Origin of the sequence: Embleya hyalina (genome assembly GCF_003967355.1) — a bacterium.
In the GTDB taxonomy this organism is placed as follows: domain Bacteria; phylum Actinomycetota; class Actinomycetes; order Streptomycetales; family Streptomycetaceae; genus Embleya; species Embleya hyalina.
In genome coordinates this window covers 87,360-103,297 of record NZ_BIFH01000040.1, presented here as the reverse complement: position 1 = coordinate 103,297, position 15,938 = coordinate 87,360, and the positions used below count along the sequence as shown (strand labels likewise).

At 71.8% G+C, this 15,938-nt stretch carries 11 protein-coding genes; 7 read left to right on the top strand and 4 right to left on the bottom strand.

Features of this window, described 5'->3' with window-relative positions:
• The first annotated feature begins 146 nt into the window (after nucleotides 1–146).
• On the top strand, nucleotides 147–1,610 hold the full coding sequence (locus EMA17_RS40650) for an APC family permease (protein ID WP_126642262.1): 1,464 nt from the start codon (nucleotides 147–149) through the stop codon (nucleotides 1,608–1,610).
• 63 nt (nucleotides 1,611–1,673) lie between these two features.
• Here EMA17_RS40650 and EMA17_RS40645 read toward each other — a convergent pair whose 3' ends face one another.
• Nucleotides 1,674–2,489 carry an acetoacetate decarboxylase family protein gene (locus tag EMA17_RS40645; protein ID WP_126642261.1) on the bottom strand — a complete coding sequence of 272 codons (816 nt, stop codon included), beginning with the start codon at nucleotides 2,487–2,489 and terminating at the stop codon, nucleotides 1,674–1,676.
• Nucleotides 2,490–2,683: 194 nt separating this feature from the next.
• On the opposite strand from EMA17_RS40645, the gene EMA17_RS40640 reads away from it, so the two are divergent.
• The 6 genes from EMA17_RS40640 to EMA17_RS40615 all read left to right on the top strand — a co-directional run bounded on the left by EMA17_RS40640 (nucleotide 2,684) and on the right by EMA17_RS40615 (nucleotide 11,701).
• On the top strand, nucleotides 2,684–4,042 hold the full coding sequence (locus EMA17_RS40640) for a glutamine synthetase family protein (RefSeq protein ID WP_246127219.1): 1,359 nt from the start codon (nucleotides 2,684–2,686) through the stop codon (nucleotides 4,040–4,042).
• Nucleotides 4,043–4,090: 48 nt separating this feature from the next.
• Entirely contained in the window at nucleotides 4,091–5,338 is a 1,248-nt protein-coding gene (locus EMA17_RS40635; RefSeq protein WP_126642310.1) for a cytochrome P450, read from the top strand.
• A gap of 390 nt (nucleotides 5,339–5,728) precedes the next feature.
• Complete coding sequence (locus EMA17_RS40630) at nucleotides 5,729–5,911, top strand: hypothetical protein (RefSeq protein WP_126642259.1); 183 nt, start codon at nucleotides 5,729–5,731, stop codon at nucleotides 5,909–5,911.
• 195 nt (nucleotides 5,912–6,106) lie between these two features.
• Nucleotides 6,107–9,196 carry a lantibiotic dehydratase gene (locus EMA17_RS40625; RefSeq protein WP_246127218.1) on the top strand — a complete coding sequence of 1,030 codons (3,090 nt, stop codon included), beginning with the start codon at nucleotides 6,107–6,109 and terminating at the stop codon, nucleotides 9,194–9,196.
• Entirely contained in the window at nucleotides 9,171–10,553 is a 1,383-nt protein-coding gene (locus tag EMA17_RS40620; RefSeq protein WP_126642257.1) for a lanthionine synthetase C family protein, read from the top strand. Before EMA17_RS40625 ends, EMA17_RS40620 begins: the two co-directional genes overlap by 26 nt.
• A 92-nt stretch (nucleotides 10,554–10,645) precedes the next feature.
• A complete protein-coding gene (locus EMA17_RS40615; protein WP_126642256.1) occupies nucleotides 10,646–11,701 on the top strand; it encodes a PI-PLC domain-containing protein in 1,056 nt (351 codons plus the stop codon).
• Between the two features lie 265 nt (nucleotides 11,702–11,966).
• Here EMA17_RS40615 and EMA17_RS40610 read toward each other — a convergent pair whose 3' ends face one another.
• The 3 genes from EMA17_RS40610 to EMA17_RS40600 form a co-directional block, all read right to left on the bottom strand.
• Nucleotides 11,967–12,659, bottom strand: coding sequence for an HU family DNA-binding protein (locus EMA17_RS40610; RefSeq protein WP_126642255.1), 693 nt, complete (start codon nucleotides 12,657–12,659; stop codon nucleotides 11,967–11,969).
• A 1,563-nt stretch (nucleotides 12,660–14,222) separates the two neighbouring features.
• Nucleotides 14,223–14,825 carry a TetR/AcrR family transcriptional regulator gene (locus tag EMA17_RS40605; protein WP_126642254.1) on the bottom strand — a complete coding sequence of 201 codons (603 nt, stop codon included), beginning with the start codon at nucleotides 14,823–14,825 and terminating at the stop codon, nucleotides 14,223–14,225.
• A 47-nt stretch (nucleotides 14,826–14,872) separates the two neighbouring features.
• Entirely contained in the window at nucleotides 14,873–15,835 is a 963-nt protein-coding gene (locus EMA17_RS40600; protein ID WP_126642253.1) for a quinone oxidoreductase family protein, read from the bottom strand.
• Between the last annotated feature and the right edge of the window lie 103 nt (nucleotides 15,836–15,938).

Here is a 15,938-nt window from a genome sequence, read left to right as displayed (position 1 = left end):
CCTGTGCACCGTGAAATCTAGCTCTTGTGAGGACCTGTTTGCATCCGTACGATCGGCGACACTCCTAGATCGTACGGGCCCAAACGAACGGGTTCCCGCCCGCTCCCACCGGTCCCCATCCGCTCCCACCCTCGGAGGCGCCGGACATGGCAGTCAGAGAAGCGTCGACGAACAACTCCTCCGATTCCGACCCGGCCGTACCCTCCCGCGGCTCGCTCGGCGTCGCACACATCGTCTTCTTCGTGGTGGCGGCCTCCGCCCCCCTCACCGTCGCCGCCGGCGGCATCCCGCAGAGCCTCGCGGTCACCGAGACCTCCGGAATACCGGCGGCCTACCTCGTCCTGGCCGCCCTGCTCGCCGTCTTCAGCGTCGGCTACGCGGCGATGAGCCGGCGGATCACCGGCGCGGGCGCCTTCTACGCCTACGTGGCCCAGGGCCTGGGCCGGGTGGCCGGCCTCGGCGCCGCGTTCGTCGCGCTGATCTCCTACAACGCCATGCAGATCGGCATCTACGGCCTGTTCGGCTTCACCACGGCCGACTTCCTGGACGCCAAGTTCGGGTGGCACGTCGACTGGTGGGTGATCGTCCTGGTCGGCATCGCGATCGTCGGCACCCTCGGCTACCTGCGGATCGACCTCAACGCGCGGGTGCTGGCCGCACTGCTGGTCGCGGAGACGATCACCGTACTGGTCTTCGACATCGGCGCGTTCGGCCACGCCCCCGAGGGCGTGTCGCTGCACCCCTTCTCCTGGGACGCGCTGACCACCGGCTCGATGGGCGCGGCCTTCTGCTTCGTGATGGCCTCCTTCACCGGCTTCGAGTCGGCCGCGATCTACGGCGAGGAGTGCAAGGATCCCCGGCGCACCGTGGCCCGCTCGACCTACATCTCGGTCGGCGTGATCGGCGTGCTGTACGCGATCACCGCCTGGGCGCTGATCAGCGGGGCGGGTACCGACAAGGCGGTCGCGGCGGCGGCCGAGAACGGGCCGAACCTGATCTTCGTCCTCGGCGGCGACCAGATCGGCTCGGGTTTCGCCGACGTGGCCCAGGTGTTCCTGATCACCAGCCTGTTCGCCGCGCTGCTGTCCTTCCACAACGCGGTCGCCCGCTACTTCTTCGCGCTCGGTCGCGAGGGGGTGCTGCCGACGCCGCTGGGCCGCACCCACCCGCGCACCGACTCCCCGCACCTGGGTTCGGCCACCCAGACCGTGCTCGCCGCGGCCGTGGTGATCGTGTTCGTCGTGCTCGACCGCGACCCGATGGCGACCCTGTTCAACTGGTTCACCAACCTGGGCGCGCTCGGCGTGATGTTGCTCCTGGTGCTGACCTCGCTCGCGGTGATCGCCTTCTTCCTGCGGCACGGCGCCGACGGCGAGAACGCGTGGAGCCGGTTGCTCGCGCCCGCCGTCGCGGCGGTACTGCTCGCGGTGGTGTTCGTCGCCGCCCTGGACAACTTCGGCGTACTCCTCGGTGTCGACTCGGGCTCCGCGCTGCGCTGGGTGCTGCCCGCGCTGGTGCTCGGCGCGGGGGTGGTCGGCGCGCTGTTCGCGGTGTACCTGCGCACGGCCCGACCGCACGTCTACGCGGGCATCGGGCGGGGGCGCGGCTGACCGCGGACACACGAAGGACCCTGCCGATCGGCAGGGTCCTTCGCGCGGGTACCGCCGCCGGGCCTACCGCGCGCCCGACGCGCCGCTCGCCAGCAGCGTGCCGCCGTTCCAGACCACGCCGACCTGGCGGTAGTAGGCGCCGATCGGCTCGATCGGCTCCAGCCGGGCCAGTTCCTCCGTGGGCGCCTCGAACAGGGTCAACTCCGCGTCGCCGGCCCACGCCTGCCCGCCCTCGGCGGACTCGGCGCCGGTGACCACCAGTTCGTCCAGGGCCAGGCCCCCGCCCGGGGCGATCGACGGCAACCAGCGGTGGTGCGCCATCGGATGCCCGTTGACGAAGCCGTTGGTGGGCGCCGGCTCGCGCAGCGTCACCACCACCTCGGCCAGGCGCCGGTCGGCGGCGGCCAGGGTGGCACCGAACGTCGCGCCCGCCTCGATCCGGGGCGCCGGGCCGTACGGGTGCGGGCGGGTCTGGTGGATCGAGCCCAGCTTCTTCGGATAGCCCTGGTGCAGCCCGCGCGCGATGGCGAAGTCCTTGTCCACCCAGATGTACACGCAGCGCGAGTAGGTCACCCCCGCGTAGCGGCAGCGCACCACCACGAAGCACTCCTTGTACTGCGCGCGCACCGGGTCGAGCAGTTCGCCCCGCCCGGCCGAGCAGGACTGCCAATCGGCCCAGATCAGCGCGACCGCGCCGGGGTCCTCGTCGGCGAGTTCGAGTTGCGGGGGCAGCAGTTCGGCCACCCGGGCGGGGTCGGTGCGGTACTCGACGGTGAGCAGGTCGCCGGAGTAGTGCCACGGGGGTGCGGGGATCATCGACGACCGGCCCGTGCCGGTCTTGGGGTGGAAGAAACCGTGTACACCGCGTACGCCGGTCATGGCGCCTCCCTCTGCGAGCCCGAAGCCGAGCCGAATGGATCGTTTGGGTCCGTACGATATGCCCCCCACTCCGCGTTGTCACGTGCGTAAAAGGCTTGCCCAACCCCTTGTGCGACACCTGCGACCTTCATATGGTTTGGGCTCAAACGAATCGGCTCGTGCCGCCGCCGTCCATCCCGTGCGAGGAGAATCCGGTGAATCCATCCGAGTCGGACCGGGTCCACGACATCGTCGCCGACCTGCGGGCGCGCGGGATCGACGTGGTCCGGGTCGCCTACCCGGACCTGATCGGCACCGATCGTGGTCGCGACGTGCTGGTGGACCACCTGCCCTCGGTACAGGCCCACGGACTGGCCTTCTGTCGCGCGGTCTTCCACACCACGCCCCGGGGCGAGACCGTCGCGGTCGCCGGCGGCATGGACGCCGGGCTGCCGGACATCTGCGTGTACCCGGACCTGGACACCCTGGTCGACATCCCGTGGGAGCCGGGCGTGGCGTGGTGTCTGGGCGAGACTGTGGACCCGGCGACCGGGCGACTGGCCGCCGAGGCGCCGCGCTCGCTGCTGCGCGACGTACTGCGTCGGATGGCCGACGAGACCGGACTTCGGCCGGTGGTCGGGCCCGAGTTGGAATACTTCCTGTGCGAGCCGGACCCGGACGGCCGGGGCGGGTGGCGGCGGTACGGCGACGCGCCGGGCAACGTCTACGTCGCGGGCCGACGCGGGGACCCGGACGGCCACCTGCTGCGTACCCTGCGTCACCTCGGCCGCCTGGGCATCGGCGCCACCACCGGCAACCACGAGTACTGCTCGGGTCAGTTCGAGATCAACCTGCACCACTCGGACGCGCTCGACGCCGCCGACCGGGCCTTCCGCTTCAAGGCCTCGGTGAAGGAACTCGCCCGCATGGAGGGCCGGTTGGCCACCTTCATGGCCAAACCCTTCGCGGACGAGGGTGGTTCCGGCTTCCATCTGCACCTGAGCTGCGTGGATCCGGACGGGGCCAACGCGTTCGACGACCCCGACGGGGCACACGGCCTGTCCACGGTCGCGCACCACGCCATCGCCGGCGTGCTCGCACACGCCCCCGCGCTGGCCGCGCTGCTGAACCCGACGGTCAACTCGTACAAACGTTTCGGCCCGGACACGCTCGCGCCGTGGCTGATCGACTGGGGCCTGGACAACCGCAGCGCGATGATCCGGATACCGCCCGAGCGCGGCGCCGGCGCGCGGCTGGAGATCCGTCTCGGCGACGCGAGCGCCAACCCGTATCTGGCCGTCGCCGGGCTGCTCGCCGCGGTGCATCTGGGCCTGCGCGACAAGGCGATGCCGCCGCCCCCGCTGGAGGGGTACGGCTACGACACCGCCAAGGCGCCGATCCTGCCCGCGACGCTGACCGAGGCGCTGGACGCCTTCGCGGCCGACGACGCGCTCACCGCGCTGCTCGGCCCGGAGTTCACCGACGCCTTCCTCACCTACAAGCGCGACGAGGTCGCCCGCTTCCACCGGCACGTCACCGACTGGGAGTTCACCGAGTACGCCTACCACCTCTGAGGAGCCCGCGTGCGCACCCCCACCAACGCCTCGACGACGCCCGAGCCGATGCCGCTCGACGAGATCGACCTCGCGGACAACGACCTTTTCCTCGACGGCGAGACGCCGTGGCGGATGTTCCACACGCTGCGCCGTGAGGATCCCGTGCACTGGCAGCCCGAGCCGGCGCCGAACAGCGGCTTCTGGGCGTTGACCCGGCATGCCGACATCGTCGCGGTCGACCGCGATCCGCGGACCTTCACCTCCACGCGCTTCACCAACCTGGAGGAGGTCGACGACTCGCAGATCGCCATCCGCCGCTCGCTCCTGGAGACCGACGGCCTGCGCCACGGCGCCCTGCGCAGGCTGCTGCAGAAGCAGTTCACCCCGCGCGCGATCGCCGACTACGGCACGTTCCTGCGCGGGCTGACCGCTCGCACCCTCGACAACGCGCTGGCCAAGGGCACGTTCGACTTCGTGCACGAGGTCTCCGCCGACTTCCCGATCAACGTACTGGCCAAGATGCTGGACGTGCCGGGCGAGGACACCGAGAAACTGATCGACTGGGGCAACCGGATCATCGGCAACACCGACCCGGACTACGCGGACGTACTCCTGGAGAGCGCGGAGAGCGAGCGCTATCGCGACTTGCCCTTCCGCAGCCCGGCGTCGCTCGAAGTCTTCGCCTACGGACGTGAGTTGGCCGCCGCGCGCCGTGGCGGCGAGGGCACCGACCTGGTCAGCCGGCTGGTCAACCATTGCCCCTCGGACGGTGTGCCGCTGTCGCGGCACGACTTCGACAACTACTTCCTGCTCCTGGTCGTGGCCGGCAACGAGACCACCCGACACGCGATCTCGCACACGATGCTGGCCCTGCTGCGCAACCCGACACAGCTGGAGCTGCTGCGCGACGATCTCGCGCTGATGCCGGACGCCGTCGAGGAGTTCCTGCGCTGGGCCTCGCCCGTCTACCACTTCCGCCGCACCGCGACCCGGGACGCCGAGGTCGGCGGCAGGCGCATCCGCGAGGGCGACAAGGTGGTGATGTGGTTCGCCTCGGGCAACCGGGACGAGGCGGTGTTCGAGAACCCGTACAGCTTCGACGTCACCCGACGCGGCGTCGACCACGTCACCTTCGGCAAGGGCGGCCCGCACTTCTGCCTCGGCAACGCCCTGGCCCGCCTGGAGATGCGGATCATGTTCGAGGAACTGCTCCCCCGGATCGCCGACATCCGCCTGGCGGGCGAGGTCCGCCGGGTCCGCTCGAACTTCGTCAACGGCATCAAGGAACTCCCGGTGACGGTGACGTTGGCCTGAACGCCGGCATTCGTAATACCGCGACCGAAAAGGGCGTCGCCGGCGAATTGACGAGAGGCACCGGTGCGCCGCGACAGCAATTGTCACGCGGAATATTCTCGCCGCAGAAGGTGTCGGTGAAATTGGTTGACGGCGATTCACCCGCAATCGCCTTCCGACTCGGACGACCCCCTTGTATCGGGCGCCGAGCGGCCCGCACCGGCTCGGCATCCTTGCAGGGTAGGAGCCTGATCACGCTTTTCGCAGGCAGATTTCCAGCCGGCGCGTATGGCCGGTAATCGTTCTTGTTCGGCCGCCTATCGCCGGCTTAGCGTCCTCCCCGAGATCAAACAGATCTCTTCGAATCGCCGGGCTCATCAATGCCCGGCGGCCGATATCGCGGGAGTTGTCATGAACGACAAGATTCTGCTCGAAGAAACCATCGAGACGCGCGACCTCGCCGATCTGGACCTCGATGTCCGCATCGCGGACGGCGACCTCGGCGCGGCGGACTTCGGCGCGTCCGGCGCCTCCGTCACCCTCTCCCCGAGCACCCGCGGCGTCCAGTCCCGCTGCTGGGTCTGCTGCTGGTAGTGATTCCCCGGGGGCGGGCGGCTGCGCCCGCCCCCGGGTCGGCTCCCGGCGAGAGCCGGTGACACGGTTTTGGGGTCGGTGCGAGACACGATGCGACACTCCGAGCGGAATCCCGGGCGCGACGACGGTCTTCACGAGAGACCGGGCGGCGCGCGAGACGACGAATACGAACCGGCCGGCCCGATCCTGGTACGGATGGCGATCCTGCCGCGGGTCGAGCCCGCCGCCGGCCCGGACACGACCGACGCGAACACCCCCGAGGGGTTGCGCCGGATCACCGCCGACCCACTGCTGCGCGAGGCCGTCCGGCTCGCCAGCGGCAGCCTGTCCGCGGCGCTGGATCGATGCGACGCGGACATCGACCCCGGCCCGAAGCGGCTCACGGGCACCGCCTTGTCGGTGACCCGATACGTGCTGCGGATGACCGGTCGGCCGACCCCGTTCGGCCTGTTCGCGGGTGTCACCACCGCCCGCTTCGGCCCGGCGGCGCGCGTGTCCGTGCGTGGCCCCGGCCCCAAGGCCGTCCGCGTGGACGCCGAACTCCTGCACGAACGGGTCCTGGCGTGGCTCGCCGAACCCACGGTCCGGCGACGGGTCGACGTGGTGCTCAACGACCTGTGCCGAGTCCGGGACGGTCGACTGACCCTGCCCGGCTCCACGCGGGGGCTCTCGGTGCGCCACAGCGCACTGGTCGCGCACGTCTGCGCCGCCGCGACCCATCCCGTCCCGTACGAGAGCCTGCTGGATCGGACCGGCGAGACCTTCCCCGAGGTGCCCCGCGATCGGCTCGACGGCGTGGTGGCGCAATTGTTGCGCCACGGCTTCCTGATCAGCTCGATCACCCCGCACCGCCTGGACGGGGCACTGTTCGATCGGATCGATGCCGCGATCACGGAACTCCCCGATGCGGTCGCCGAGCTGCGGGCGACCAGGGTCGCCGTGCGCGAGTACGAGAAGGCCCGGCCCGGCGAGGGTGCCGATTCCCTGCGCCGATTGACGGCCCTGGTCGATCCGCACGGCGACGCGCCCCGTCCACCGGTGCAGGTGGACCTGCGGATGGACACCGACATCGTGCTGCCGTCGGCCGTGGGCGAGGAGGTGAGCGCCTACGCCCGCGCGATGTGGACACTGTCGGACGCGTGGGTCACCCATCCGCACATCCGCGACTATCGCCTTCGATTCATCGACCGCTACGGCACCACCGGGGCCGTCCCGCTGGCCGAACTCGTGGACCCGCACCGCGGCCTCGGCCTCCCCGCCGGATACGGCGCACGCCTGGGCGCGGACGAGCGGTCCGAAACGGGATACCGGCCCACTCGCGAACGGCGCGTGCTGACCGCCGAATGGGTCCAGGAGGCCCTCCTTCGCGACGATCGCGAACTGCGGCTGACCCCGGACCGGATCGACCGGCTGGCCCGCACCGCGCGACTCGACGGCGTCGGACCCGCCGAACCGCCGAATTCGCTCGAACTGTGTTTCCAACTCCTGGCCGACGACGCCGCCGCCCTCGACCGGGGCGCGTTCCGCCTGGTCGGCACCCCGCACGCCGGCTCGTGGCTGGCCGGGGCGATGACCGGTCGCTTCGCCGAACTCACGGACAGCACGGTCGAACTGGCCGAGCTGGTCGCGGCCGCGGCGAGCCCCGACACGGTGGCCGCCCAGGTCCGCTTCGCCCCCAACTCCGCCCGTGCGTCGAACATGGCCCGGGTGCCCCGACTGTTGCCCTACGAAATCCCCGTCGGCACATACGCCGACCGGCGCGATCCGTACTGCCTGGACTGGCGCGAACTGCTCGTGGGGGTCGACCCGGTCGGCCTGACGCTGACCCTGCCCGGGACCGGGCAACGCGTGCTGCCCGTGGTGCCGCACATGGTCGCCCTGGACAGCGAGGCGCCCGATGTGGTCCGGCTGATGGTGGACATCGTCTTCGGCCGATCCCGCACCTGGACCGGCTGGGATTGGGCCGACCTGGACGTGCTGCCGTCGCTGCCGAGGGTGACCCTCGGCCGGGTGGTCGCCGTACCCCGGCGGTGGACCCCGGACCACGCCATGCGCGCCGCGGCCGACGAGCCCCGGGAATTCGACCGTGCGCTGCGCGAATGGAGCGATCGTCACGACGTGCCGGATCGGGTGCAACTGGTGCGCTGGGACCGCGCGTACGGTCTCGACCTGGACGCGTCCTGGCACCGCACACTGCTGCGCCACGAGATGCGTCGGGACCGGGTGGCCCTGTACGAGGACCTGACCGACCAGGGGCGCGGTTTCGGCTGGGCGGCCGGGTACAGCACCGAGTTGGTCGTCCCGCTGACCCGACCCCACTCGCCCCGGACCACTGCGGCGACCGTGGCGACGGCCCGCGCGCGCCCGGCCGAGCCCGCCCCGGACACCTACCATCTGCCCGGCGAGGACTGGCTGTTCGCAAAGCTGTACGCGACTCCCGACACACACGACGAACTGCTCCGGGGGCATCTGCCCGAGCTGCTCGCCGCCGTCGGCGAGCACGTCGACCGCTGGTTCTTCATCCGCTACCGCGATCCCGAACCGCACATCCGGATCCGCCTGCACGGCGATCCGGACCGGCTGCGCGAGCGGGTACTGCCGGAACTCGCCCGCCGGGTGCGGGCCATGCGCACGGCGGGCGTGCTGCGCACGATGGCGCTCGACGTGTACGAACCCGAGACCGAGCGGTACGGCGGGTCGCACGCGCTCGCCGCGGCCGAGCACCTGTTCACCCTGGACAGCAGGTCGGTGCTGGCCCAACTGGGCCTTCGGGGCCGCGGCGGGCTCGCCGTGCCGAACGAGGTGCTGATCGCCGTCAACCACGCGCTCCTCCTGGAGGGCCTGGGGGATTGGGACTGGTGTTCGTGGGTCGAGGACGCGTTCACCAAGTCGCCCGCGCAGACCGTGTTCCGCCGGCATCGGGCGCTGGTGCGCGAGTTGATCCGACCCGGTCGGACGGCCGCGGCGGTCGGCGATCGGCTGGGCGCACCGGCACTGGCACAAGCGTGGACCCGGGCGCCGCGAGCACGTGCCTACGGCGGGATCGTGCTGTCCGACAACGGCCGCGGGCCCGCCGGTGCCGCGCACGAGAACGCCCTGCTCGGCCTGCTGCACATGCAGCACAACCGGCTGCTCGGCATCGACCCGGCGAGCGAGGATCGCGGCTACGAGATCCTGCGCGGCATCGCGAGCGACCACCTGGGCCGACTGGCGCACGCGCCGCGGACCCGCACCGACGATCCGAAGGGGGACGGTCGAGATGCCCGAGACGGCCGACACGGCTGAGCGAACCACCGGCACCGTCGAACCCCGGCATGCCGAGCGCGCCCGTGCGACGGTGGCACGCGTCCTGGATCGACTCGCCGATCCGACGGCCGTCGCCGAGGACACCGACGCGCTGGCCGCACGGTCGTGGGCCGGCGAGGGCGCCCCGCTGTGGGTGGACTCGTCGCTGTCGGGCGGCTTCCCGGGGGTGTCCCTGGCCTTCAGCGGCACCACCGCACGCGGCCCGGAGCACGCGGCCCGGGCGCACGCCTACCTGGCTCGGGCGATGGCGGTACTGGCTCGCGAACCCTTCCCGGCCGGTGGCGTGTTCGACGGCCCGGGCTCGGTCGCGTACGCCACGCTGATCGCGCACGACGCGACCGGTGGATATGTGTCGGCCCTGGCCCGGTTGCACGACCATCAACGCCGGGTGGTGCGGGCCACGCTGCCGCGTCCGCGGACCCACGAACCGCTCGCCTCGAACGCGGAGTTCGAGACGGTGCGCGGGCTGACCGGGATCGGGCGGTACCTGCTGGCGCGGTTCGAGGGCGCGGGGGGCGAGGATGCCCCCGAGGGCGGCGCCGACGAGTTGCGGATGGTGTTGTCGTATCTGGTCGGGCTCGCCGACGGCGAGGTCACCCGGCGCGGGCGCGGGGTACCGCGCTGGTGGACGACGGCCGCGCCGAAGATCGGTCAGGAGGACGAACTCCCCGACGGCCATCTCAATCTGGGTCTGTCGCACGGCGTGGCCGGACCGCTGGCGTTGCTCGCGCTGGCGTGGAGCGCGGGGGTGCGGGTCCCGGGGCAGCGCGCGGCGCTGGAAAGCCTGGTGGCGTTGCTCACCAGGTGCGCCGTCCCGGCCGGCGACGCGCTGTGGTGGCCGCCGGCGTACTCGCTGGACCGGTGGTCGGCGGGGCCCGCGCTCGACGCCAAGCCGCCCCGCCCGTCCTGGTGTTACGGCGTACCCGGGGTGTCCCGGGCGCTCCAGCTCGCCGCGCTCGCGCTCGACCGGCCCGACTGGCACGAGTCGACCCGACGGTCGCTCACCGGGCTGCTCGACACCCCGCCGGCGGACTGGGGCGTCGAGGACTCGGCGCTGTGCCACGGCTGGGGCGGCCTGCTGCACCTGCTCGGGCTGCTCGGCGAACACGTGGACGACCCTCGACTACCGCTCGTTCGGGACGAGTTGGCCGCGCTGATCCTGGATCGGTACCACGAGGAGTACCGCTTCGGCTACCGCTCGGCGATGACCAACGTGCCGGAGGGTGCGGACGTACCGTCGTTCATGGAGGGTGCCGCGGGCATCGCGCTCGCGTTGGACGCGTACGCGGAGGGACGGGCGAGGGCGGGCTGGGATCGGGTGTTGATGGTGGCCTGACGCCCGGCTCCGGGTGGTCGGCGGCCGGGGACGCCGGCCGGCCGGTTCGTGGGGGGTCACATCGTGGGCGATCGCGGGTACGTTCCCGGGCCATGGACTCTTCCGGCGGCGTCTCGGCCGCCCCTCTCGGATCCCCGGAACACCGTGGTACGCGCGGCGGGTCGCGCCCGTTCGGCGGGCCCGGACTCGGCCTGCTCGTCGTGGTGCTCGCCCTCCTGGTCGCCCTGCTCCCCTCGACCTCCTCCGCGGCACCCCTCACCGCCGCGGAGCAGCGCTGGGGCAACGCCCGGCTGGATCAGGTGGGTTCGCTGACCACGCACAACTCGTTCACCAACCACGAGGACTCCCGATGGTCCTCGGTCAACCAATCCGAGTCGGTGCGCGGCCAGTTGGCGGGCGGCGTACGCGGATTGATGCTCGACACGCACTGGTACGAGCACAGCACCGCGCTGTGCGTGATCAGTTTCGGCAGCGACTGCTACCCGAGCGACGTCTACCTGTGCCACGGCGACTGCAAGGCGTTCGCGGGCGTGACGTACGCACTGCCCCGGCAGAGCTTCGCGGGCACGATGCAGACCGTCGTGGACTTCCTGACCGCGAATCCGCTGGAGGTGGTGACCGTCTTCCTGGAGGACTACGTCGACACCGGGCAACTCCGCGGCTCGCTCGACCGTGTGCGCGGCCTGTCGGATCTGTTGTTCCGCCCGGACGCCGCCGGGGTGCGCGACAACGGCTGGCCGAGGGTGGCGGACCTGGTCACCGCGAACAAGCGACTGTTGATGTTCTCCGACCGCTCGGACAAGACGAGCCTCGGGGTGATGTACGACAAGGCGTGGACCGTGCAGAACTACTGGAGCCTGGGCGACCTGGGCAACGACCTCGCCTGTACGAGCCGCTGGTCGGACGTGCCGTTGGACCGGACCGAACCGGGCTTTCGCCGGTTGTTCGTGATGAGCCACTTCCGCAATGTGCCGACGGTGGGCACCGCGGCCCTGGACAACGGGACCAAGCTCCGGAATCGGATCGCACAGCAGTGCGAGCGGGCGGCGGGCCGAGCCCCGAACTTCGTCGCGGTCGACTTCCATCGACTGTCGGACGGGAGCGGCCATACACCGGCGTCGATCGTGGCCGAGTCGAACGGGCGGTAGCCGGCACCGGGGCCCGTCGCGGCGGCGGGCGCGCCGCGGACGGGTTCGGGGCGGAATCGGCCGGGCGACACGGCGGTGCCCGGTCGGGAGTGGTCGCCCACCACGGTGTACCGCAGCGGGCGGTCGACGAGACGGTGCCTCGGCGGGTCGCCCCGCCGGAGCGTGTGCGTATCGGGAGACGGGCCACCGTGCCGCGCCGGCACGGCGAGCCCGGTCGGACCGCCCCGTGTGGGCGGTCCGACCATCGCGTCCGACCGGGTGGTCCTCAGGCGCGCTTGGCGGTACGGGCGCCGGTCGCGCGCTTGGCGGCGGTCCCCTTGCGACCGGACGCGCCGCGCGTCGGCGGCTTGGCGGCCTTCTTGGCGGTGGTCTTCGCCGGGGTCGCCTTGGCCGTGGTCTTCTTGGCGGTCGTCTTCTTGGCGGTCACCTTCTTGGCGGTGGTCTTCTTCGCCGCAGTGGTCTTGGCCGCCGCGGTCGCCCGGGTGGTGGCCTTCTTCGCGGTGGCCTTCTTGGCCGGAGCGGCCGCGGCGGCGCGCGTGGTGGCCTTCTTGGCCGTCTTCTTGGCGGTGGCCTTCTTCGCGGTGGTCTTCTTGGCCGCGGCCTTCTTGCCCGCGACCGTGGTGCCGCCGGACACGGTGCCCGGGGACGCCTTCTTGATCGCGGTCTCGCCCTTGGTCAGCTTCTTGGTGCCGCCGGTGAGGTCCTTGAAGCCCTGGCCCGGGCGGAAGCGCGGCACCGACGTCTTCTTGACCCGAACCCGTTCGCCCGTCTGGGGGTTACGGGCGTAGCGAGCGGCCCGGTCGACCTTCTCGAACGACCCGAAGCCGGTGACCGAGACCCGGTCGCCCGCGACGACCGAACGAATGATGGTGTCCAAAACCGCGTCGACCGCTTCCTCGGCCGCAGCCCGGCCGCCGAGCTTGTCGGCGATGGCTTCGACGAGTTGTGCCTTGTTCATGAGACGCCTTTCGTGGTGCGGGGGTACCGATCGCTTTCGACCGGCCGGACCATCCGACCGATCGGGTCGAACGCCGTTGCGCCAGTACCCATTTCCATGACTGTAACTCTCCGTCACACGAGGGGCATTTCGAACTGCGGTAACGACGCGCTCGAAACACCCCCTTGGATCAACGACGCGGACCCCGCACGGAGATCGGTCCGACACCGGGCAAATCCGCGTATCCGGTCCCGACGTTCGCCGCCCGAGGACCGTTTTCCCCTTGTGGGACAAGGCCCGAGGCGGCACGAGGGTCCTCGGATCCGGCGCACGAAACACCCCTTCGGCCCCCTGTCGAGGGTCCGGTAATCGGGAAATACGCGCCGACTCGCGGCCCGTCGAAACCGATTTCCCGCCCCGGCGCGCCAACGCCCGCCGGCGCGCGGGACGGAACTCGGTTCACCCGGCCCTTCGAAAGCCCACCGCCACCACCGACTCGGGACGGCGTGCGCACCCGTCGGCCGGATCCGCTCCGGGTCCGGAAGCCCGGGTCGGGGCCCAACACGAGGCGTCGGCCGGGCCGAAGGCGTGCTCGCGGGCCGAACTCGGGACACCGGGCGGCCCCGCGGCGGGATGGACACCGGTGGCGGAAAGGCCGCGAGCGGACGCCGATCCGGGGCTCTCGACGGCGGATACGCGGCCGGGGACGCCGTGCGTCGGCCCATGGAAGGGCCCACACGCGGGACAGAGTCGCTCAAAGCACCCCGGTCGACCCCGGGGACGGGCGATGGACTCGAGGCCCGTGGAGGGCGATTCAGGGCGGTCCAGGGCGAACCGGATCCCGAGGCGGGCGGATCCACGGCGGCGCGGCTTCGTGAACCCGCAGCTCACCGCGCCCGACGGCACTCCGAATTCACCGGGAACCGCGCGTCCGCCGGAGCGTCGCCGAACACCGGCGGTCGAACCGGGCGGCCCGATCCGCCGCACTCCCACGGGCCGACGACCTCGGAGACTCACCCTCAGTCACCCTCGCACCCGATCCGTATCGCCTCGCCTCGCCCGTTCCGGAATTCCGACTTCGGTCCGCCGAAAAGCGGTTGGCGGACCCGGGAAAGCGAACGAATGAGCGATAAATCGAACAGCGTCCGGAACCCGCGCCCCCGTCCCGGGCGAACCGGCGGCCCCGCCCCACGCTCCGACGCGACCGTCGGGGCGGGCGACCCACCGCCGCCCGCCCCGACGGTCCCCACCCGATCGCCCACGGCCGCACGGCCCGAGCCCATACCCACCCGATACGTGCCGCCACCGGCGACCGGGTGGCCCCGCCCCGGGGCGACGTCGACGACCGCGAGCCGTCCCGCCGAGAACTCGTGGCAGCGGTCGTCCTGTTGCGCGAGCCGCCGCCGAACCCGCCTGCGCGTCCGACCGGTTATGGCACATCACGGCCGGCGACCCGGCGACCCGGTCGAAGCCCGGCACACGCCGAACCCCGGCGGGAGAGCGTCGGATCCCCCGCTGCCGCGGTGCCGACGACGGTGGGTCACGTGCCCGTCCCCACCCTCGACCCGTCCACCGGGTCCGTCCTCAGCGATCCCGGTGATTTCCGGTGCGCAGGTGGGCGATGCCCAGGTCGAGCGCGGCCTCCAGGTGGGCCGTACCGCCCGTGGTCAGCAGGATCAGCACACCGCCCTGGATGCCGGCCAACAGGGCGGCGGCCTCGCGGTCGGCGTCCAGTTCGGGGGCGATCTCGCCGCCCTCCTGCATGCGGCGGATGCCCTCGGCCAACTGCCCCTGCCACCGGTCGAGCAGTTCGCCGGCGACGCTCCGGCCGGCGTCGGTGGCCGCTCCCACCCGGGACAGCGCCACGTGCAGGGGACAGTCGACGCCCTGCGCGCGGTAGCGGGCGAGGACCTTGTCCCGCCACCGATACCAGGCGTCCCAGGAGGTGAGCGCGCCCAGCTCCGGCTGCTGGTCGTCGATCACCCGGGCGGCCTCGTGCCGGGCCACCGCGAGGAGCAGTTCGTCCTTCCCGTCCGGGAAGTAGTGGAAGAGCTGGCTCTTGCTGGTCGCGGTGCGGGCCATGACGTCCTCCAGCCGCAACGCGAACACGCCCTCGGCCCGGATCTGCTCGGCGGCGCCCTCGATGATGCGTCGCCTGGTCGCGGCGCCCTTGCGGGTCAACGGCATGTGTCCTCCCGGTGTGGTCGGTTCCCGTCGAACCGGGTCGGGCCGTGTCACGGCAGGAGCAGCAGCTTGCCGGTGGTCCGGCGCGACTCGAGGTCCGCGTGGGCGCGAGCGGCGTCCGCGAGGGCGTAGCGGCCGGTGACGCGCGGGGTCAGGCGGTCGGCCAGGACGAGGTCGAAGATCTCGCCGGTGCGCCGGAGCAGCGCCGCACGGGTGTCGACGTGGTGATGCACCACGGGATAGGTCAGCAGGATGCTGTTCGGCAGGTCGGTGGGCCGCAGCGTCGGGACGCCCATGAACGGGCCGTAGTACGCGTGCACCCCGTGCGGCCGCAGGGCCAGCTGGGAGGACCGGAAGGTGTCGGCGCCGCCTCCGTCGTAGACGACGTCGGCCCCCCGACCGCCGGTCAGCTCCCTGATCCGGTCCTCGAAACCGCCGCCGGAGTGGACCAGCACGTGGTCGGCGCCGGCCTCCTTCGCCGCGGGAACCTTGTCCTCGCGGGAGACCAGACCGATCACCCGGCCGCCGCGCGCCTTGACCAGTTGCGTGAGCATCAGGCCGACCCCGCCCGCCGCCGCGTGCACCACGGCGGTGTCGCCCGGCGCGATCGCATGGGTCTCGGTGCTCAGGTGGCTCGCGGTCAGGCCCTGCATCAGCACGGCGGCGGCCGTCTCGTCGTCGACACCGTCGGGCACCGCGACCAGCGAGTGCACCGGAACGACGAGGAGTTCGGCGTAGCTGCCGGGGTGGTAGAACCAGGCCACGCGGTCGCCCTCGGCCGGGTCCCGAACACCCTCGCCGAGCGCGACGACGCGACCCATGCCTTCGACGCCGAGGATCGCCGGCGCGGCCCAGCCGGGGCCGCCCCGGGCGCGGGCGCCGACGTCCATGTAGTTCACTCCGGCGGCGCCCAGGCGCACCAGCACCTCGCCGGGGCCCGGGGACGGGTCCGGCAGTTCGGTCCAGCGCATGACCTCGGGGCCGCCGTGCTCTTCGATACGGATCGCATGCATGGGGGTGGAACCTCTCCGGCCGTCCGCGCGAGCGGGCACGTCGTGTGGGAATGCCGGCAACCGTAGGTCGGCGAAAATGGACCGGCAAGTCCAGACTTCGACC